Below are 20,656 nucleotides of genomic sequence, written 5' to 3' on the forward strand. Positions count from 1 at the left end.
CCGAATTCGTCAGCCACGTTTTCGGTCCAGTGGTTTTACCGGCCCGATATCGAGACCGACTATGACACGTAATTCGAATTCAATGCGACTTCCGTTCGTCGCACTCATCATTTTCGCCAGCGTCTTCACAACGTTTGCTTCAGCGCAAAACTCCGCCCGAAGCTCACGTCGATCGCCAGCCAACAGAGGGCCTCAGGTCGAAGCCGCCTTCAAGCCCGCGTTTTACTGCAAGCCCGCAGTCAACCGCATCGATGCGAGGAAAGGCCAGACGATCCCGTTCGAGTTTCGCATGGAACCGGTGCGAGAAAACGTCAGAGTCAGCGTTCGACCCGTCGCGCTTCGTCAATTCGAAACGGGCGCAATTCGTGCAGATCTCGAAAGCCCGGCTCCAGCTGAAATCATTTTGGATTCCAAAACAGAATACGATCTGCAACTTGGTGAAGAGATGATTCTGAGTGGCAAGATCCGATTGCCGAAAAACGATTCGGACTTCCATTCGTTCGGAATTCTGGTGCAGGACAACGGTTACCTTGACGACAATCCAACGCGTGACGGACAAGTCACCTACGGCGTCAAATTCGTCTCGCAGTACATTTTGCGCTGCGATGTGACGGTCACCAACGGCCGTGGCACAGACATCAACAAGCTCGAAATCGAAACGGCGGAACTGGCTGAGTACAACGGCGTTCCATCTGCTCAGGTGATGGTCTTCAATCCGACCGATAGCACGATTGAGTTCGAGTTGGAATCCAACCTTTCTCGCGAAGGTTATGCGGAGACCAAGAAAGGCATCAAGCTTTTCGCACCGATCAACTCGAGCGACAATCCACCTCAAAAGTACATCACTCGAATTTTCCCAAAGACGCGGTTGCGGATGGTTTCCGGTTGGCCGAACGCGATTTTTCCTGGCGAGTTTGCGTTTGAGACTCGGGTGATGCGGAAACGCAAAACAATCTTTGTCGCGACAACGCCGCTGATGATCGGACCGGATGACTTTCCCGCGCAGGCCACATTCGCGTCCCAGGTTTCGCCAGGGATTCACGTCCATCCGGCTCAGCTGTTCCTCAGTCGCCAGCGTGGTGCGAAACGATTTGTGCCCGTGCACCTGACCAATCTTTCCAATCGAAAAGTTACGCTCGATTTGGCTCCGGTCGACGATCGCGGCGAAGTGATCAAGTGGCTGTCAGTCCGTCCGCAGCAAATTTCAATTGCTCCTGGGGCGAAGCGCAAATCCATGTTGTCGGTGACGTCCAGGGCCGACAATGAGTCGCATCGATTGGCCTATTTGAATATCGTCGAACTCGATGAAGAGGGCCGTTACGACAAGCAATGCAACTTGCCAGTCGCGTTTCAGGGCTCCGATCCGTTTTCACCAATCCTCGCAACCAATGCCATGCGATTGGACACGGATGTCGAAGGAGGAGCTTTCGTTGTCGACGTGATGAATCAGTCACCGTTGCCGATTCCAATTAGTGCAACGATCAAATACCGCTCGGCGACGGGAAACAACCAGACGGCTGAAACAGGGTACGGAAAGTGGCTGCTGCCTTCTTCGCAACGCCGATTGGAATTCAGGATCGAATCCAGTATCCCGGAAGGTGAACTGCCGATCGAGCTGACGTTCGCCGATGCGAAGTCCAACCAGATCGCGAAGCGGGAGTTTGTTCTCAACATCGAAAAGCCAGTCGGAAACGATCCGCAATTACCAGGTTCGCCGGGGACGATTCCGGATCCCAAAGTCGCGGCCTCTTCAGCAAACCCCAATTCACCTTCGGGCGAATAGCTGGCAAGTTGAATCGCGACAAAGCATGACTAGCTGCGCTTCTTGAACCACTTCGCAATTCGAAACGTCCAGCTCATTGCGACCATCAATGCCAACGGCATCAGCATGGTGTAGATCACAAACGGACCGATTTCGTCCGAGTTTCCGTTGGCGGCGCGAAAGAGATAGCCCAAGCTGACAGCGGCCGCGGCGAACACGGTCGTGATCACGAAGATCGAGCGAATGGTGAAAGTTGCCGTTCGCGGACGAGTCGGGTTTGGGTTGGTGCCGGACATAGATGAAGCCACATTTCTCTGCGTGTGTTTCGCGCAATTGATCTCGCACAAGTCTAACAGAGAAATTTCAATCGAGCGAACCAGCTATCGATTGCCGTGTTCTGCGGGTCGAAACCCAGCACTTACTTTTCGCCAACTTTCCGCATCAAGTGCTCGGCCTGGAGCCTTCCTGTCGAGTGCGACGAACTCAAACCGGCTTCCACATAGCGTTTGGTTTTGGTGCTGACTGGCGTTTTGAACCGGTCGCCTTTTTGGATGATCGGGCGGTCTTCCAGAATCTCACCAAACTCATGGTTCTGTCCGGCGATCTGACACGGGAACCAGTGCCCCTTGCCTGTCTCGTCCGCGAGGTAAAACTCTGGATAGCTGTGTCCGGGAACCCAGACTTCACGTGACGGAACGCCTTGCGATCGACAAATGGCAATAAACAAAGCGGTCAACTCGCCGCAATCCCCCTGCCCTTTTGCAAGCGTCTCGGCACAGGTGTGGGGCTGGGTGTCGAACTTGTACTTGATGTTTTCGCGAACCCAACTGTAAACCGCTTCGACTTGATCCCAAGCCGGCAAGTCCTTGTTTTCCGCGAACAACTTTTCGCCGATGGCGACAATCTGCTTGTTTCTTGAATCGATGTACGGGCTCGGTTTAAGATACGCTTTCAGTTTTCCAGTCAGCCGTTTCGGAAACTCGAACTGAACGGTGTCGTTCGGCAGAATCGAACTGCGACGTGTGATGCGATATCGGAAAATGGCTTCTGCGTAATCGCCGTTGTTCAACCTTGGAACGACGAACGCCATGATCGAAGCGGTCTTGCCGAGTTTCTTGATAGAGATCTTTTTGATGTTGTTGGACTTCGTTTCTTCATAAAGTTCAACTTCCTGTTCCGGCCAAAGAATCGGAATGGGAGCATTCACTTTTGTGTTTTGGGCATATCCGCCCGAACAGTGAATTCTGATGCCGAACTCATATTCTACTTCTTCTGCATCTGTAAACTGTTGCACGAAAGGCTGGGCATCTTCAGTCGTCGATTCGGAAGACCTTGTCTTTTCCTGAGCCACGACGCAGTTAAAACTGGCCATGAAAACCGCGAACAGGATCGGAAGTATTTCTGGATATTTGGTCTTCATTACTTTACCGAAAGAGGTTCTCTGGCAAATCGGATCACGCGAGGTCGGGAGCCCTTGATGGTGGCTTTTGCGGGAACGAATTTGAGCTTTTTCTTTTCGCCCGGAACACGATAGTTGTCACCCTTCTGCAAAATAACCCGCGGTTCGCCGATCGAGCCGAATTCGCGAATTCCGGAAACTTTGCACGGGAACCAGTGTCCAACTTCTTTGTTATCAACCAGATAAAACTCCGCGTATTGCGAACCATCGACGAACACCATGCGAGCTGGCACTTTATTGATTCGGCACATGGCGATAAACAATCCGACACGATCTTCGCCGGTTCCGGATTTGTCCAGGAACGTTTCGATGCTGCCTTTGGCATCGCCAGAGCGTTCTTCAATGTTGTCCCGGACCCAGTCGTACAATCCTTCGACCTTGGCCCAGTCCGACGCCGTGGTTTGGAACAACGTCTTCGCCTGTTTCTTCAGTTTCGTATTCCGCATGCTAATCTCAGGGCTTTCGCCGTAGTAAGCTTTGATCTCGCGAGACCGTTTGCTCGGGATGCGAAAAATGGAAGTGTTCTTCGGTGCAATGATTTGTGACGTTGAGACGGTGAAAGTAACCGTTGCGATGACATTCGTGCCCGGGGGAACGTTGACCATCTGCAGCGTCATCAAGCGGATGTTGCCGAGGTCTTCCCAAGTGACACTTTTAATTTCGCCTGGCAAATTTTCCTCATACACAGACACTGTTTGCTCGGGCCACTGAATCGGAATCGGAATACGGCACGTCGCGTTGCGGACGGGATTGGCTCCAGTCGCCATGACAACACCAACGCGCCAGTTCGTCACCGACGGCGGGCCGAATGAAATGCCGCCTTCGATTTCTCCAAGTTCTTCGTCTTCGATCTTTACACGATCGGCCCCAGAAGTGTTGCTTGCAGCCTCGGGTGGTTGAGGTTCCGTTTCGGGCTCTTCGGAAGCAGACGGATTCGCATCTGACGCGTCCGCAGGTGGACTCGTCGACGACGGTTCGGTCGCGGCACCATTTGCGTCCATCGCGCCAGTGTCTTTGTCCTCTTCTTTCGGATCAGCTTTCTTCTTGTCCGGACTGATCAGTCGCGTCGTTGAATTCAGGCCTTCCGTTTTGATGCCAGGCGGATTGAAGAAGTCTGACAAATCGCCCGACGGAACTCGTTCGGGTTCCTGGCCGCTCGCAAGAGAAGGAGCGACCACGATGCACGCCACGACGATGGCCAGATTTGTCGCCGCTGATGTGCGTTTCATTGCCAGTGCGTTACCAAGCCGCATGATTGCCTCAAAGTATTGAACTCAACGATTCCCTATCAATTACTCTTTCGTAATTTTAAGCTGACTGCTGGCGTGTCGTGTCGGAAAAGAAGAAATTTCCGGCTGAAGAGGCCATTACGATTGCCGGAAAGCGCGAAAAAAACAGGCAGCGACGGGGGGTCGCTGCCTGTTTGGTTCGGTCGAAATCAGGATGGTTCGACCGAAATTGGGCGGTTTGAATCGCTCAAGTAAGTTAATTGATACCGGCGGGTGGCTCAGAAAGACCGTTGTCGATCGAGTCAATCATTCCGGGAGTTCCAAGGATGACTCCCTGGTCGATGGGGCCAACGCCGGGATTTTCGAACATTGGCTGACCAAGTGAAACGCCGCCGCCATTGGATGGGTAGTAAGACGTTGCAGGCTGAGCGACAGGAGCTGCTCCGACCGGCATTGCATACGGATCAGTTGGAACGCCAGCACCGCATGCGTCGCAGGTTGGAACAGCGTATCCAGGTGCGACTTGTCCAGCCGCTGCGTTGCAGCTATCACACGCGTCGCCACGCAAAAATTGTCGGACGGGTCCGTCAGAGAGCAGTCCGTTTCCGCCGAACAGGCCGGGGCGTGAATCGCAGCCTCTGTTGAACAGTCCGCCGCTTAGAATGCCATTGGCACAGCCGGTGAAAGTGAGCATGGCGAGGCAGGCAGCCAGTGTTACCAGTCTCTTCATTGTTTCGCCTTTTGTCTTGAGTTTGAAAAGTCTTCGGGGTTGAAACTGTGTCGCCATTGCGACAACAAACGGTCATTTGCAGTTTGCGTTTCAGGCAACCCTCAACGCGGACGAGAATGTGGGGCATGAAAACATACACGCTCAATAAGTTTGAGCAAGAAAATGTGTGTAGAAATTTCAAAATGACATGAAGGCTGCCGATAGACAGTTTTGGGCGTATGCGTTGCATTCAAATTGCGTTGCAACGGTTGTTAAACTGTGACGGTTCTAACGACACGCCAAATGAGTCTACAACTTTGAACTTGAACTATTGCCCATTGAACAATCGTCATGACGGAACACATAAAACTGTTGTGCCTCTGTTTGGCTCTGTCCGGTATCCAGTTCTGCAGTCAGTTCTGCACTGACGCACACGCGCAGGAACAATCAGTTCTGGTTTCCGAAGCACCCGCCCCGGTGTCTGCCGTTGAAGCTGAAACAACGCTGGATCTTGGGTTGACCACAATTAATGCTCAACCGCTGATCGATGGCGATGAGCACGTGTTCGAATCTGGAATGGTCATCGAAAGCACTTCTGCGAATGCATTTCAGTCTGATGCACCGATTGTGCTGGAATGCGATCCCTGGCAGCAACAGTGCGTCGTCGTCAAGAAATCGCCGCTGGGTTGCATGGAGGGCATCACAATTCTCCCTCAGGATGAAGTCTGGTTCATCAACGCCCGGGCTTGCCTTTGTGGTGAAACCGACCAGTCGCTTTTGAAAGTATCGCAAATCGTGGACAGCGAACTGGTTCCGCGGCAAATGGTGGACTTGACGTCGGCTCACGCCAGTGGAGATGGCTTGGCCACGGTGCTGTATGTGCACGGTAACATGACGGACGAAGAGTACGCGACGGCTCGAGGACTTCAGGTCTATCGCAACGCGTTTGCGTCGAAAGCCCATTGCCGTGGCGGCGTTCGTTACGTAATTTGGGCGTGGAAGTCAGAGCAGGAAAAGACGCGACTGTATCCGGACTTTCTGATTAAATCCCAGCGTTCCGTTCGGCTGGGCGAAACGTTCGCGGCGACACTGAACCAGTTCCACGATCGCAACCTGTTGGTGTTCGGGTATAGCCTCGGGGTCCAGGTCGCCCTTTCGGCTTTCGATTCACCAATTCTTCAGCCGAGGGGTGAAGATCCGTCTCGATACCAGGTCGCGTTCGCGGCTCCGGCGATCAATGCCGAGTACGTTGCCTGCAACTCATTGAAGTGCGGTTGCGTAACGCCAGTTGCGCAAACATTGGTCTTCACCAACCGCAAGGATCGAGCGATTCGAGCAGCTCAGGCGATCATCCGGCGCAAAAGTCCCAACGAAGAGGCGACAATTGCGGGGCTTTCGGAGTCCGGGAAGCTGAATCTTGGCGCCGTCACATCAATCGATGTGTTTGACGAAACCGGTCGTTTTCACTCAGTCGAGCGATACACACGCTCGAACACGATGCAGAGCATGCTGGTTAATTTGGTCAACGTGGTCGCCGCCAATCGCTCTGCAACGACCGAAATCGAGTAGGCATTCTTTCGAATCTCGAAATTTTAAAAATTGGCTGCCAGGATTCGCTCGGCAGCTGCGAATAGAATCGAATGCAAACATTTGATTTGGAGTGAGCTATGAAAACGTTGACTTTTGTCGTCGCAACTGCGGCACTGATTTTCTCGACCGGCTGTGATGTCGATTTTTCCGGGACACCAGGTTCTGGAGTTGTCGCCACTCAGGATCGTTCCGTTGACGAATTTCACGCGATCTCCGTAAGCGGTATCGGCGATGTCGAGGTTCAGGTCGGAGGCGAACAATCCGTTTCGGTGTCGATCGATGACAACCTGTTGGAAATGGTTAAGACCGACGTTGAAAATGGCGTGCTCAAAATTTACACGTCAGGGAGTATCCGGACCAGCAAAGGCCTGGATGTCAAAGTATCGGTTGCGTCGCTCGATTCTGTTACTGCATCCGGAATCGGGAACGTAAAAGCAGTCGATGTCAGTGGTCCGTCGATGAAGGTCGACATCAGTGGCGTTGGTTCGGTTACCATCGACGGAGAGGTTGATCAGTTGGACGTTTCGGTTTCAGGTACCGGCAGTGCGAACTTGAAAGACCTGATTGCGAAGGACGTCAAAGCGGAGGCGTCTGGAACGGGCAAAGTCACGGTCCACGCATCCCAATCGGTTGATGCGAACGCCAGCGGAGTCGCCGGTATCACCGTCTACGGCAACCCAGAGGATGTGAAGAAAGAATCCAGCGGCGTCGGCAACGTCGAGATCAAAGGCAGCGATGCCGAGTAGGAGCTGCGTCGCGGAATGAGTTGATTCTCCCGCCTTGCGTCGGGATCGAGTTCAGCATTTTCGCCGCGCTGCTTGATCAGTGCTTTGCTAATGCGTTGGCCTGGGGGCATTGAGCCAGTTGCCGTCAGGATCGCTGCCTCGAACCAGCACGCCTTTCTGGTCCCAGCCGTACCAGGTTTTCACATCGGCTGCGGCGTAGCGAATCGTCAAACCACAACGTCGCCGGTCGGAATCGTTGCCTTCGGATCCGTGTAAAAGCTGATCCGAATGCATCGAAAACTGACCTGCCTTGAGCGAGACATCCACGGGATCGCCGCCGTACTGCTCAGGGTTTTCCACAACCATGTTCAGCACGTCGCGATCGTCTTCACTTTTGCCGTAGTCAATCAGGCCATGCAGATGAGACCGCGGGATGAAACGCATATTCGCATTTTCAGGATCAGCATCATCAATCGCTAGCCAAACCGTCACGGTTTTGGTTGGACTTAGCGGCCAATACGTGCTGTCCTGATGCCACGCGACCTGCTTGCCATCATGCGGCATCTTGCAGAAAAAGTGCGAGCCCCAAGCCACGACGTTCTCGCCCAGCAGATCGCAAACCGGGCCGACGATGTTCGGATGCTTCACCAGATCCCAGATCCGCGCGAATCGAAGATGAGCCGTGCTAATCGAATAGCTGTCTCTTCCAAGTTCAATAAACGCGGCGAGGACTCCGTCGAAAAACGCACGAAGCTCTTTCGATTCGGCTTCGTCCAGTCCGTAGAAAGGCATGACGTAGCCCTGATCGTTGTACTGTTCGATCTGTTCCGGCCGCAGGAACTTTGGGCTTGGGTTGGAAGCAGGAACAAAGCCGACTTCGCGAGGAAGTTCTGCCAACTGTTCGAATGTTGGCGTGACGATGTCGTCGACCTTGACCATAACTCACTCAGTTTTGTTTGACTGTTTCAGCATCCATTGATAAAGCTGCGGAGTCGCGTAAGCCGCCGACCAACAATTGTGGCCGATGCCTTCAAGCGAAGTGAACTTGATCGAACTCCCGCCGGCTTCCTTGATGGCGTCCACCATCTCGACAGAGAGCTTATACGGAACGGCACCGTCCTGGTCACCATGCCACGTCCAGATCGGAATATCTTTCAGGTTTCCTGCATACTCAGCTTTGCCGCCGCCGCAGATTGGAGCAACTGCCGCGAACATTTCAGGATGCTTGTTGGCCAGTGACCACGACCCGTATCCACCCATGCTCAGGCCCGTCAAATATATTCTGTTTTCATCGAACACGTGTTTGGATTTCACGTCTGCGAGCAATTCCGTCAACCGCGACAGTTGCGTTTCCGAACTCCAATAGTCTTCTCGCGGGCATTGCGGCGAAACCATGACGAACGGAAAATCTTCGCCTGCGGCTACTTTCTTTGGTGGACCCCATTTCGCCACCAGACTCAGCGGCCCATTGCTTTCCCCGCGGCCATGTAAGAACAGCATGAATGGTGCTTTCGTTTCGCTGGCCGGATCGTAGTTCTTCGGCAGGTACAACAGATAGCCAACCTCAGCGCCATCGCTGGTCTTGAATATCAGCTCAACCTGTTTCGCAGGTTTCGGCTCATTCGATTCAGCATCCTGAGCGGTGGTTTGCTGAGCGATGAAAGTCAGTGAAACGAATAGTGCGAGCGACAGCGTGAGAAGGTTTTTCATGGTGGTCCTTGCCAGTTTTCAATCGAGATCGAGATTCGGGTTTGGATCAAAGTCTAAACCACGCTGCTGTCCAGTACGATTGTTTCGCCGTGGATTTTGGCCGATCCCTTTGCGGAATTCTGGCGGGATCTTGGCCAGAATTTCCTCGATGTAAGCCTTCCGGTTTGCGGGACGAGGATGCGTGCTCATAAACTCGGGGCCTCCGCCACCGCCAGAACTTTTCTCGAGGATGTCCATCACGCCGAGCAGTTCGTCGGCGTTGTAACCGGCGAGTAGCATCAACTTTACGCCCCATTCATCCGATTCAAGTTCGTCGCCCCGACCGTACTTCATCTGCATCATGTTGCCAACGTAAGACGCGGCGCTGGCCGAACTGGTTCCACCGCCAACGACTCCGGCAGCACCGACGAGCCCTTGAATAAAGCTGCCTTTCGCCATTCGTTCCGAGCCATGGCGTTCGATCACGTGACCGATTTCATGTCCCAAAACACCAGCCAACTGGTCTTCGTTTTCAAGCTTGTTGTAGAGCGCTTCGGTGATAAAGACCTGTCCCCCAGGAAGTGCAAACGCGTTCACGGTGCGGTTGTCAGCCAGCAAGTGAAATCCAAAATCGTAGGGATTGTTGACCGGAGGGTTTCGCGCGTACAACGCTTGCTCCAAACTGTTCACCAGTTCCAAGCCGACTTGGCGGACGTGCGACGTGCCTCGAGGATCGCGAGATGGATGTCCCATCGACGGCGCACTCTGCAAGCCCATCCGGATTTCCTGGTCGATCGTCATATCGACGCGCTGTGTCTTTCCGGTGATCGGATTCGGCTGCCCCTTGCTGTAAAATCGGAACAGCGAGAACAAAACGATGGCACCGCCGATCAATAGACGCAGCTTCATGCCGGAGAAAATACTTCTTCTGCGTTGACGTCTTTGCTGTTGGCGATCTTGTGGGTAATAGCTCATTTCTTGGTCCGGGGGTTTGGGGTCGGACCATTATTCGCGGACGTCGAGCGCAACGCAAGAGCGAGCCAGCGGGGTTGCTATTCGCGAACCGCAACCGCTTCACGGAGAAACTGCCGAAACAGCTGCTGGACATTTTCCAGCGGTATCGCATACGAGGCCGCACGCCCGTTTCTGGCGATGTTGATGCCGATCACGTTTCCATCCAAATCGACCACCGGTCCGCCGCACTGCTCAGGAAACAGAGGAGCATCGTGTTGGAATATGGATGGAAAATTGTCAGCCCGCTTGCTGGGAATCGCTCCCAGTCGGCTCATCATCTTGTAACGCTTGGCTCGATCGCCAGACAAATCAACCGAATCCAAAACAGCCGATGTTTTTCTGGCTTTGCCACCGCGAAGGTAGCTGATTCGAATCGTGTCACCAGGCGAATTTTGACGGATCGAGTTCACCAGCTCGCCAACGTCGCGAATCGATTCGCCATCGATTTTTGTGATGATGTCCCCGTCGACCAGGCCCGCTGTGTGAGCCGCTGTGTTGGGTCGGATCTCGGAAACCAAAACCCCGTTTGCGGCGTTGTCCGGGTTCACGCCTAAAAGTGCCTGTTTGCCAGTCTGAGTCGTCCGCGGCACAACGCTGTAACTGCCCATCGAGAACACTTTTCCATTCGGCGCCGGAAGTACAAGAAACTGACCCAGATCAGCTTCCGCCGACTCCCAGCTGATTGGCTGGAGCGTCGCATCAACTTTCAGGACCGCAATGTCGTTCGCTTCGTCCTCGAACACGATCTTCGCAACATGGTCTCGTGAGTCGCTGGTCACGACCTTCAGGTACTTTCGCTTGTTAACTTCCGAAGCCTTTGTGATCACATAGCCGTTCTGGTCCACAACCGTTCCCAACGCGATCTGGCGATCGTCGCTCATCACGGCAACGACGCTGGGAATCACGCTCGACACGATCGGGTCCAGTTGATTCAACTGATCAGGAGCCTGCCGTTCGTTTGGCTTGATCATGCGATTGCGAATGCTGGGCAACTCGAACTTCAGCGCAATGTTTCCTGCGCCTTCTTCGGCATCGATTCGATCCAGCCCGTCGAACGGATTGATTGGATCGTCGCGAAAGCGTTTGAATTCTTCAGGAGTAAACTCAACGGTTGGCGTATCGTTGTCGATCGCTTCCTGAAACTTGGATCGTAGATCATCGTCAAGATCGTCCAGCATTCCTTCAAACATGTCCTGCACGTCGCGCGGAAGCTGAGCCTTCGCTGCGGGCAACGCCATTGTCAACGACATGACGAACACAAAGCCTGTCACTAGAAGTCTGATTTTCATTTCGCGAACTCCTTGGGAAATCATCAGCATCCTGCTACCTCAATCGAACTTCGAAATCGAGCAAACGGCCGTTTCGCTCGAACTTCATCAACACAACATCACCGGTGATCTTTTCCTTCACCAGACGAATCAGATGACTGCCGCTATCGAGTCGAATTCCATCAAACTCCCGGGCAATATCTCCGGCTTTGATTCCCGCATCGGATGCCGGCGAACGGTCTCTGACTGTTTTAACCAGACCGGTTTCGCGATCAACCACGATCCCCATCCTGGGAGGCTTGGTGCCATCATTGTCGCCCGCCAACGACGGTAGCCGTCCCCACTGTTCACCACGCTTCATGCGATCGTAGTCTCTGGCGAAGATCTCGGTCATCACGTGGCGGTTCTCTGCGATCGAATCGCCAATCGAGCTGTGAATTCCAACCAGCTCGCCTTCCAGATTGAACAGTGGTCCGCCCGAATCGCCGCCGATCAGTACAGCGTCTGTTTCAATTTGATATTCGTTGAACCCGAGCACTTTGCCCGTTCGCACCGGCGGCTTGCGTCCCAGCTCAAAACCTCCTGAATGCCCCAACAACACAACCCAATCACCCTCTGAGAGCGATTTTGATTTTCCAATTTTGGCAACTGGCCATGGACCCGGATCAATGATTTGCACCATGCCGGCATCGATGTCCAGGTTCTTGCCCAGTGGTTTCGCGCGTGCGGTCCGTCCGTCAGGAAACAGAATTTGGTACTCGCCCTGCCCCACCATCACGTGCCCCGCAGTCAGAACCAGGCCGCCTTCGGTCACCACGACTCCACTGCCGGCTCCGATTCCGTCAGAGATCGAAACGCAGGCGTTCATGTTCTGTGCAACGACTTGTTTTACCTTTGCTTCGATCTCCCGAAGCTGCTGGATCGACGCCGGGGACTGCTGAGCCAAACCGGTCGTTGGCGAGAGCGAGAAAGCGATCGCACATGCGGCCGCCAGAAGAATGGCGCCGAAGGATTCGCCGGCGCGTTGCCGGAGTCGCCGAAACAGAACACTCATGGCCCGAGTCCTTTCGAGGCTTGATACAGTTTCCAAAGTCGGTTCGAAGAACAGCTTCATTATATAAAGTCGGATTTCTCAAGAGAGATCGTTAGCTACTGTATTTTAACACGTAAAGTCCACTTTCAGGCCTTGGGAACTTTGCAGAATGCAGATCATAAAAAAGCAGACACCGGTGCGGCGTTTCGTTAGGATAACCCTTGCAAGCACTCGAAAATGCTGGCGTCTGAACCATTGCAGAATTTTCCAGAAAGTTGAAACATGTCCCGGACTCCGCGTATTGATACGAAACTGAATCGACGAAAGTTCGTTGCCGCAAGCTCAAGTGTCCTGATCACGGCCGCGGCCTCGACGGCCTTTGCCGCACCTGCGATTCGTACTTCGAAAACAAAGGCAACCAACGAAACAGTCATCGGCGAAGGTGACTATCAATACAAAGCCGACCATGACTTCTGCCAGTTGCCGAGCAAATTCAAATGGCAAACAACGCACAACGTGGCGGTTGATTCGAACGACAATCTTTACGTGATCCACGAAGGCCACCGTCATCTAAAAGACCATCCTTCCATTTTCGTTTTCGATGCGGCGGGCAAATTCATCCGCGCTTTCGGTTCTCAGTTTCAGGGCGGCGGGCATGGCATCGAAGTTCGCAACGAAGGCGGAGAAGAGTTCCTGTACGTCGCGGCGTATCAGGGCATCAAGTCGTTCGCCAAAATGACATTGAAAGGTGACATCCTCTGGTACCAGCGTGCTCCGATGGAGTCGGGCGTTTATAAAGACGGCGAAGCGTTGGCGACCGAAGCTGGTTGGGATCGCAAAAGTTTCCTGCCAACCAATTTTGCCTTTCTGGAAAACGGCGGGTTTCTGCTGGCCGATGGCTACGGAACTTACTTCATCCATGAGTTCGACAAGGACGGAAAGTGGGTTCGTTGCTTCGGCGGACCGGGCAAGGAACCTGGCCAGTTTCATCTTTCACATGGTTTATGGGTCGATCGGCGGGACGGGAAAACGCCATCGCTCTATGTGACCGATCGCAGCCGAAACAAGGTTCAGATTCTGGACATGGATGGCAAGCACATGGAAACGCTGAGCGGATTCGGCAAGCCCGCGAACTTCGATACGCAGGGCGACTTGATGTTGGTGCCTGAGCTGTTGGGGATGGTCACGATTCTGGACAAGGAAAACAATCCGGTGGCCAAGCTCGGTGACGGTCGGGCTCGACTCGACGAAGTAGAGAAACTTCGGGAGAAACCGGACCAGTGGACTGATGGGCAATTCGTGCATCCGCATGACGCGTGCTTTGGGAACGACGGAAGTATTTTCGTAGCTGAATGGGTCAAAACCGGACGGGTCACGAAGCTCACCAAGGTCTGATCTCTGGCGTTTTTCACGCAGGATTCGATCCAGAACTTCCTTAAAACCAGCTTCGCTTCACGAAAACCGGCTGATTTACGCTGTAAATTGGAAACCGCCGTTGAAGAAATAGGCACCGTTGTGCGAAAATGAAAACTGGCATCGAATCGAAATCCGAAATCAATCGCCGGATCCGTACCGATGAAATCGCTCTTATAAAACGTGTTCCTAACCCTATGTCCATCTTGCAACCGCCAGAGCCACCTCGAAAAAGAATGATCCGGGAAGGAACCTGGATTCAGTGTCCCGGCTGCAAAGAGCCGATTCCTGCTACCAAAGTCGAAAAGCAACTTCGTGTGTGTCACCTTTGTGATCATCACATGTACGTTTCGGCGCGGCAGCGTATCGAGCAAGTGCTCGACAGCGGAACGTTTGAAGAATGGGATGGCGAACTTTTGTCCGCCGATCCGCTGGAATTCGCTGACAAAAGCCGTACCTACGTCGAACGCGTCAAAGCCGAACAAAAGAAAACCGGCCTCTCGGACGCCGCACTTACTGGCACCGGCATGATCCGTGCTCGCCGTGTGGCGATCGGAATCACGGACTCCCAGTTCATCATGGGTTCCATGGGTTCGGTTGTCGGAGAAAGACTGACTCGCCTGGCCGAACGTGCGACTGAGCAAAACCTGCCGCTGATCATCATCAGCGGTTCTGGCGGTGGAGCACGTATGCACGAAGGCATCTTCTCATTGATGCAGATGGCGAAGATCTCTGCCGCGTTGGCTCGCTACGACGAAGCCGGCGGTCTGTTTATCTCCGTGCTGACGAATCCGACGATGGGCGGCGTGGCTGCCAGTTTTGCTTCTTTGGGCGATGTTGTGATCGCGGAACCAAAGGCGTTGATTGGATTTGCGGGACCGCGAACGATCAAAGCTACGATTCGCGTTGAATTGCCTGAGGGTTTTCAGACCAGCGAGTTTTTGCTCGAACATGGCTTCATCGACCGGATTGTCTTTCGGGACAAACTTAAAACCGAAATCGCCCGTACGATCGACTACTGTGGCAAGTAATGCCGCGTGAAGAGGGTCTTCGCCGCGACAGATCGTAAGCCCGTGCGTATAATTGGGTGTGATTTCAAACTTTGGGGCTGACTTCCGATTTTGCCAGGAAGCCTGCGATCTGTTAACGAGCCTGCGATCTGCCAATGAGCCTGTTCAGCAAACTTTTCAAAAAGAAGAACGAAGACGAAGGCTCGCAAAAGCGCGACGTCCTGCTTGACGTCGCGACACGATTCCAACTTGATCGGCACGCGTTCACCGGGACGATGTCCAAGTTCCACGTTGCGAAAGAAATCGCAACCGGCAAGCTTTTTGGTATCAAGTTTCTCGACGCCGAAAAAACGGCCTACTTCAACGCTCGCTTCAAAGGCCTGAACAAGCCCAAGGAGGCCGAGATCGCGATGCAGATCAAGCATCCGCTAATCGTTGAGACTTACGAATATGGAAAGACCACCGCGGGAGTCGAGTACATCCTGATGGAGTACATCCATGGCCCGGGACTGGACCAGGCGATCCGTGCCAAGGATCCCAAGCTGTTGCCGAATCGATTGACGCTGATTCGTGAAATGGCAGAGACGATTCAGGCCGTTCACGATCAGGGATTTATTCATCGCGATATCTGCCCGCGTAACTTTATTTGTTACGAGCCACTGGATCATCTGAAGATGATTGACTTTGGTTTGACCGTTCCCGACGAAGACCCGTATCGGATGCCAGGCAACCGAACCGGGACGCCGCAGTATATGGCTCCGGAAATTGTACGCCGCCGGACCACGGACCAACGCGTCGATATTTTCGCTTTCGGAGTCACGGTCTATCGTTTGCTGACGTTCGAACATCCCTGGGGTTCGACTGACACGACCGGGACGGCGGCTTTGATTCACGACACGCAGGAAGTGACTCCGATTACCAAGCATCGGCCTCATCTGCATCCAAAGCTCGCGGCAGCGATTCACAAATGCCTTGAGGTCGAACCGAACAAGCGGATGGAAAGCTGTAAGCGATTCCTTGGCGCGATTCGAAACGTGGAACTCGAAGAGATCGCTTAGCTCATGGAGTGAGCCGGGATGACACGCGTTAGCTGCGGTTCTGCGATTTGGAACAGCTACAAATGGCATCGGCCATGCACCTAAACCTCACGCAAAGGCGCGAAGGCTCAAGTTTCTTTCCTTTGCGCCTCTGCGCCTTTGCGTGAGGCAAAACACCAGCCAACGTTCCGTACCAGCCAGCGTTCCGGAAAGGTTTGTCTTGACGTTTACCCGTGGACTAACCACGTCCTCGTTCCAGCAAGACAAGCATGATCAACGCCATCAGCGACCGTAGTTCATCATCCTCAGGCATTTCGCTCAGTTTGTCCAAAACGAATTTGCCTTCAAAGACCGCGGGCTTTTTCGTCAGCTTCAGTAGCTCTGTGCCATCTGGTCGTCGCACAATGTAGCTTGGGTTCAGCAAAATCACGGCGGCGAAACCAATCACTGGTATTTCGCCCAATAAGCTTTCAAAAACCTTCTTCATCGGACTTTGCTCTTTGACCGTCATGTCAACCTGGCCATCTTGCATGATGTCGTAGTGTGCCGACCAAAGCGACTTCATTCCCTTTCGTCGGACCGCGCCCCAATCATTTCCCTCTGCATCGGTAAAGCTATAGTTCGCGGACCAATCGATCATGCGGTCAGCTTCGATGCGAAACATCAAACTCGATTGCTTCGTATCGTTATAGATTTCAACCTTTTCCTTCAGCTTGAACATCTTTTGTTTGATGAACATCAGAACGTTGCCATCGGCATCGATCGCCGTAATGCGTTGGCCAAACGTCAATAGTTTGAAATGCAGCTCGATTGGGTACTTCATGTTGATCAAACACTCGCATCAGATGTGAACTTTTGGGCGCCAGTTTCAGTGGTGCCGAAACTATCATATCGCACTTTTGACAGTGCGTGTCAGCTGCAGAACAAGCAAGTATTCGGCATCTAGAAGATCGCGCGACCAAGGACGAACGGCACCGGCCATGCACCAGAATTTCACGCAAAGGTGCGAAGTCGCAAAGCCCAAGTCTCATTCCTTCTCGCCTTCTCGCCTTCTCGCCTCTGCAGCTTTGCGTGAGGCAAATCACCGACCAGCGTTTCGGAAAACTTCGTCGCCCTGGTTTTAGCCCACGCCAACGCACGGCCCTACCGTCCGTGCGGAAACCTCTAGCGTGCAATCCTTCCTCTAATCGCAACGCTTTCTACGCGGCGCGTTCTGCCGGCTTTCGCGACCAGGTCCTCGTCCGTAGTCGCTCGCCAGATTCGACTTTTCAGCCCATCTCAACCGCTCTTCCGGTTTCGCGGACTGTTTACGGAAACCGTTTCCAGCAATCGACGTCCAATCTCCGCGAGTCATTGTCTCATCATTCGCAACGAATAACTGGTATTTCTTTCTCGACAGGTTCTTATCAGCGGGTATCAGGACAGTTAGTATGGAGGGGTTGTGACGCCATTACGCATTGCAACAAGCATCGTCCTTAATTCCAAGAGGTACTCCATGATGAGAATTTTTTATGCGGCAGCGCTTGTGCTCTGCCTCGCAGGCTTCACTCAGGCTCAGTTGGTTGTCGACAACGACCTGGGAAGCTTGGGCGCCGGCACAGTAAATCTGTCCGGAGACACATCAACCGCAGGTAGCGAAGTTGATTACTACATCACCGGCGCCGCGACGGCGAACTGGGGCAACGAGATTCTTTATGAATTCGACATTGCTGAAAACTTCCTTTTCAATTTGACATCCAATTCTGTCACGGGCGATCCGGATTTTTTCCTGCTCAACGGCCTGACGGTTTCCACCGATGGCGCTGGCAAAGTCGTGGCTGATGAAACAATCGCCAACTACTTTCTGGACGGTGCGGCACCAGATACGGGAACACCAACGTTCATCACTGCAGGTACCTACTGGGTTTCTGCGACGACGTTCCACGGTTTCGATGGTGCTACCACACCAGCCGATGCGATCTTCGACATCGACATGTCGCTCGAAGCCGTCACTACGCCATCGGCTATCGACCTGGGCGTTATCGGTGAAGACACTGAAGATTTCTCGATCGATACGTTCGGAACAGGATTCGATACCGAGCTGGCACTTTTCAGCTCAGACGGATTGTTGCTCGATTCCAACGACGACGCCGGTACAGGCACTCAAAGCGAGCTCCTTATCTCCAGCCTGGCAGAAGGAACTTACTTCCTTGCTGTCGGTGAGTTCAACTCAATCTTCGGCGATGGATTCGTTGCAACGACAACGGCTACTGTCGGCGGAGACTACACGTTGAACTACAACGGCGAAACCGCTGCTGGTACCCTTGCCGGTGGTACAGTTGATTTCTACAGCTTCGACATCGTCACAGCTGTTCCAGAACCAACATCGGCTGGCCTGCTTGGTCTGGCTGTGATGGGTCTGGTTGGCATGCGACGTCGCAAGTAAAATTGAGTCGTCTCGGGTTTCCAGTTTTGGAATGCCGCGATACGAGACTCGCTACATTGGAATTTTGATTCGCATTAAAGTTCTGCAACGCATTGGTCAAACTGGCCAATGCGTTTTTTTGTGCTCACACCGAAATCGGAACGCTGATCACTTCAGCACCACAGGAAGACCGTTCACCCAGCTTCGATCCGCTTCGTAGCCAAGCCCGACCAGCTGCGTGCCGCAAATCGAATCGAACAGCTCTCCGTCGGCGACCGTGAAATGGTTCCGCCAATCCCCGACGATCCCCTTACGAGCCTTGGCCGTCGGTTGCGAATCGTCGCCTTCCTTGCGCCCCGTCATCTGCTCGAACGAGACCTTTCCGGACGCCGCTGCGACACCGGACGGATCAGCACCGATGGCTGCAACGATCCTGGCAATCTCTTTCGGCAAGTCATCCTTCATCGATTCGTAGCGGACCTGAGCATCCGCTTTCTGTTCACGAAACGCGTCAATCGTCTCGCACCAGTTCGACGCCCATTTCTCAATCACCGCATCGTCGAAGAAACGTTTTAGCTCAAAGCCCTCCTCCTGATCGACGTGATATCGATACCGATCGGAGCCCGCTGCATCCTTCAGCAACCAATCGTAAGTCCCGCTGGTCAACACATCGCGACCGTCGCGTACCAGTTGGATGATCTTCGAATCGGGAAACAGCCTGCGAATCTTCTCCACGACCAGCTTCGCCGTCCCGGGGTACGGAGTGATTTTGTCGATCACGAATTTCTTGTCCGTCCGCCGCGTCGCGAATCCGACCAGAAAGTTCGCGAACGATTTCTCGAACGCGTTCAGGAACTCGCCCCGCTTCATCCCCAGGGCGTCATAGAAATAGTGCACCGAAAACGCCTGAGCATATTTGTCGAACGTGATCCGCGGCGACGTCGTGCCATCGTTGTTCTGCCAGACCTCGCAAAAGTCACCGAACAGACGATGCTCGGTCGCGAAGATCTCAGGGTGCTGATTGAGCGCCGTCGTCAGCCAGGTCGAACCGCTGCGGGGAGCACTGATAACAAAATGGATTTCGGGGTTGGCCATGAAGCATGTTTTACACCAAAGCCACCACGCCATCGACGCCAGTCCCGCAGGCTCCGGCCACACCACGGCGCGTGAGCGGCAGGGCGCTAGCCGCCGTTCCGTTGCGTTTCGCAAGTGTGAGCGGCGAGGCGCTAGCCGCCGGTCCGTTGCGCTTGCTACCGGCATCTAGCGCCCTGCCGCTCATGTCCCGCCGCGTTGTCCCGCCTTCAGGCGGAATCCCATCATCATCCGGCTAAAGCCGTTACTACAAACACCCCGCACCCCTCAGATCGCCGGATGCACCGCGGGAGCAATCTCAACCCTCACGCCGCGCCGCAAAACTCTAATCCGAATCCCTTACGTCCTCACCCTTCTGCTTGACCTGCAACTCCTTCCACTCCGTCGTCCCGTCGTTCTCCCGAGTGAACTGCAGATCCGAAGCCGACTGGATGACGATCTCCGCCGTCGTATACACCAAACACTCATCCATCAAATGCCCGCCGATCGTCTTCCCGGTATTGTCGCTGACCGAGACATGAATGTGGCTGCCGTTGGTCGACAGGGTCCCGGAAAGACTGACGATCTCGAAATGGCCCGACGCCTTGCTGCCCTCAGGCACGTTCGCAAACCGAATGTGGTAGTCCGTCAGCGAACCAGCACACGACGCGATCCAGCCCGCTTCGATCTGGTTGTCATCGACAAACTTCTGGATCGATTTCTTCAAGTCTTCGCCCGGCTTCAGGCGAATGGCGTACGAGCGAGTTTGTGGCATGTCTTGTTCCGGGAGTTCACTGCAACCTGCGAATAGAAATAACGTCAGCAGAAACAGCAGCGGAAAGTGTAAGTTGGTCATTGGGATGAGTGGGAAGTTTACAGGGTACAGTTTACAGCGTGCCATGTTTGCGCTCGGGTAAGCCTGCTAAGCCCCATCCCGGATCGCAGGTTGAATTGTAAGGAGGGAGTCGAAAGGGGACAGGGTACAGTTTACGGGGGGCGGCGTGAGAGTCTGGTTGCAGGGTGCGATGTTTACGCTTGTGTAGGCCTGCTAGAGCCCACGCCGGATCGCAGGTTGAATGGTAAGCGACTCAGCCACCCAATCCAATGGTCGCCTCGACCCAGAAAGCCCCACACTCAATACAAGCCCGAAGCGCAAGCGAGTGGTTCGGAATCTGGCCGCAGAACCACTCGCTGGCGCTTCGGGCTCGTATTCACATCGAGCCCGTATCTACCAGACATTGCC

19 protein-coding genes are annotated in these 20,656 nt (G+C 53.8%); 7 read left to right on the forward strand and 12 right to left on the reverse strand.

All coding sequences use genetic code 11. The annotated features are described in order from the left end of the window. The first annotated feature begins 61 nt into the window (after positions 1 to 61). Positions 62 to 1,783, forward strand: coding sequence for a hypothetical protein (locus MFFC18_RS06325; protein WP_148618677.1), 1,722 nt, complete (start codon positions 62 to 64; stop codon positions 1,781 to 1,783). Between the two features lie 29 nt (positions 1,784 to 1,812). Here MFFC18_RS06325 and MFFC18_RS06330 read toward each other — a convergent pair whose 3' ends face one another. From MFFC18_RS06330 to MFFC18_RS06345, 4 genes are all read right to left on the reverse strand, one after another. Further along, positions 1,813 to 2,058, reverse strand: a complete 246-nt coding sequence (locus MFFC18_RS06330) for a hypothetical protein (protein WP_075084354.1) — start codon at positions 2,056 to 2,058, stop codon at positions 1,813 to 1,815. 122 nt (positions 2,059 to 2,180) lie between these two features. Further along, complete coding sequence (locus MFFC18_RS06335) at positions 2,181 to 3,182, reverse strand: transglutaminase-like domain-containing protein (RefSeq protein WP_075084353.1); 1,002 nt, start codon at positions 3,180 to 3,182, stop codon at positions 2,181 to 2,183. Next, positions 3,182 to 4,450, reverse strand: coding sequence for a transglutaminase-like domain-containing protein (locus MFFC18_RS06340; RefSeq protein WP_157665133.1), 1,269 nt, complete (start codon positions 4,448 to 4,450; stop codon positions 3,182 to 3,184). Before MFFC18_RS06340 ends, MFFC18_RS06335 begins: the two co-directional genes overlap by 1 nt. 256 nt (positions 4,451 to 4,706) lie before the next feature. Next, positions 4,707 to 5,180 carry a hypothetical protein gene (locus MFFC18_RS06345; protein ID WP_148618678.1) on the reverse strand — a complete coding sequence of 158 codons (474 nt, stop codon included), beginning with the start codon at positions 5,178 to 5,180 and terminating at the stop codon, positions 4,707 to 4,709. Positions 5,181 to 5,510: 330 nt separating this feature from the next. Between MFFC18_RS06345 and MFFC18_RS06350 the strand changes: the two genes are divergently transcribed. Together MFFC18_RS06350 and MFFC18_RS06355 are read left to right on the forward strand one after the other, a co-directional pair. Beyond that, positions 5,511 to 6,728 carry a hypothetical protein gene (locus MFFC18_RS06350; RefSeq protein WP_075084350.1) on the forward strand — a complete coding sequence of 406 codons (1,218 nt, stop codon included), beginning with the start codon at positions 5,511 to 5,513 and terminating at the stop codon, positions 6,726 to 6,728. Positions 6,729 to 6,826: 98 nt separating this feature from the next. Beyond that, entirely contained in the window at positions 6,827 to 7,495 is a 669-nt protein-coding gene (locus tag MFFC18_RS06355) for a head GIN domain-containing protein (RefSeq protein WP_075084349.1), read from the forward strand. An 87-nt stretch (positions 7,496 to 7,582) separates the two neighbouring features. Here MFFC18_RS06355 and MFFC18_RS06360 read toward each other — a convergent pair whose 3' ends face one another. From MFFC18_RS06360 to MFFC18_RS06380, 5 genes are all read right to left on the reverse strand, one after another. Next, on the reverse strand, positions 7,583 to 8,413 hold the full coding sequence (locus tag MFFC18_RS06360; RefSeq protein ID WP_075084348.1) for a phytanoyl-CoA dioxygenase family protein: 831 nt from the start codon (positions 8,411 to 8,413) through the stop codon (positions 7,583 to 7,585). Between the two features lie 3 nt (positions 8,414 to 8,416). After that, the gene (locus tag MFFC18_RS06365) at positions 8,417 to 9,184 is read right to left on the reverse strand and encodes a carboxylesterase family protein (protein ID WP_075084347.1); all 768 of its coding nucleotides are present in this window, start codon (positions 9,182 to 9,184) and stop codon (positions 8,417 to 8,419) included. A gap of 18 nt (positions 9,185 to 9,202) precedes the next feature. Then, positions 9,203 to 10,138: a M48 family metalloprotease gene (locus MFFC18_RS06370; protein ID WP_238381250.1), complete on the reverse strand. Its 936-nt coding sequence runs from the start codon at positions 10,136 to 10,138 to the stop codon at positions 9,203 to 9,205. A gap of 77 nt (positions 10,139 to 10,215) precedes the next feature. Beyond that, positions 10,216 to 11,466: a PDZ domain-containing protein gene (locus tag MFFC18_RS06375; protein ID WP_157665132.1), complete on the reverse strand. Its 1,251-nt coding sequence runs from the start codon at positions 11,464 to 11,466 to the stop codon at positions 10,216 to 10,218. A gap of 34 nt (positions 11,467 to 11,500) precedes the next feature. Further along, positions 11,501 to 12,499: a S1C family serine protease gene (locus MFFC18_RS06380; protein ID WP_162273945.1), complete on the reverse strand. Its 999-nt coding sequence runs from the start codon at positions 12,497 to 12,499 to the stop codon at positions 11,501 to 11,503. Between the two features lie 261 nt (positions 12,500 to 12,760). On the opposite strand from MFFC18_RS06380, the gene MFFC18_RS06385 reads away from it, so the two are divergent. From MFFC18_RS06385 to MFFC18_RS06395, 3 genes are all read left to right on the forward strand, one after another. Continuing rightward, the gene (locus tag MFFC18_RS06385; RefSeq protein WP_075084343.1) at positions 12,761 to 13,873 is read left to right on the forward strand and encodes an NHL repeat-containing protein; all 1,113 of its coding nucleotides are present in this window, start codon (positions 12,761 to 12,763) and stop codon (positions 13,871 to 13,873) included. A 215-nt stretch (positions 13,874 to 14,088) separates the two neighbouring features. After that, positions 14,089 to 14,922: an acetyl-CoA carboxylase, carboxyltransferase subunit beta gene (gene accD / locus MFFC18_RS06390; RefSeq protein WP_084417098.1), complete on the forward strand. Its 834-nt coding sequence runs from the start codon at positions 14,089 to 14,091 to the stop codon at positions 14,920 to 14,922. A gap of 134 nt (positions 14,923 to 15,056) precedes the next feature. Then, a complete protein-coding gene (locus tag MFFC18_RS06395; RefSeq protein ID WP_075084342.1) occupies positions 15,057 to 15,959 on the forward strand; it encodes a serine/threonine protein kinase in 903 nt (300 codons plus the stop codon). 217 nt (positions 15,960 to 16,176) lie between these two features. On the opposite strand, the gene MFFC18_RS06400 is transcribed toward MFFC18_RS06395, so the two are convergent. Further along, positions 16,177 to 16,761 (reverse strand): LURP-one-related/scramblase family protein, encoded by a 585-nt coding sequence (locus tag MFFC18_RS06400; protein ID WP_075084341.1) that lies wholly within the window; start codon positions 16,759 to 16,761, stop codon positions 16,177 to 16,179. 672 nt (positions 16,762 to 17,433) lie between these two features. Between MFFC18_RS06400 and MFFC18_RS06405 the strand changes: the two genes are divergently transcribed. Beyond that, on the forward strand, positions 17,434 to 18,363 hold the full coding sequence (locus tag MFFC18_RS06405; RefSeq protein ID WP_084417090.1) for a PEP-CTERM sorting domain-containing protein: 930 nt from the start codon (positions 17,434 to 17,436) through the stop codon (positions 18,361 to 18,363). A 147-nt stretch (positions 18,364 to 18,510) separates the two neighbouring features. Here the strand turns inward: MFFC18_RS06405 and MFFC18_RS06410 are convergent, their stop codons facing one another. Continuing rightward, the gene (locus MFFC18_RS06410; protein ID WP_075084339.1) at positions 18,511 to 19,437 is read right to left on the reverse strand and encodes a sulfotransferase domain-containing protein; all 927 of its coding nucleotides are present in this window, start codon (positions 19,435 to 19,437) and stop codon (positions 18,511 to 18,513) included. A 322-nt stretch (positions 19,438 to 19,759) separates the two neighbouring features. After that, a complete protein-coding gene (locus MFFC18_RS06415) occupies positions 19,760 to 20,269 on the reverse strand; it encodes a PPC domain-containing DNA-binding protein (protein ID WP_084417251.1) in 510 nt (169 codons plus the stop codon). Positions 20,270 to 20,656: the final 387 nt, after the last annotated feature.

The sequence above is a fragment of the Mariniblastus fucicola genome (assembly GCF_008087665.1).
Lineage (GTDB): Bacteria > Planctomycetota > Planctomycetia > Pirellulales > Pirellulaceae > Mariniblastus > Mariniblastus fucicola.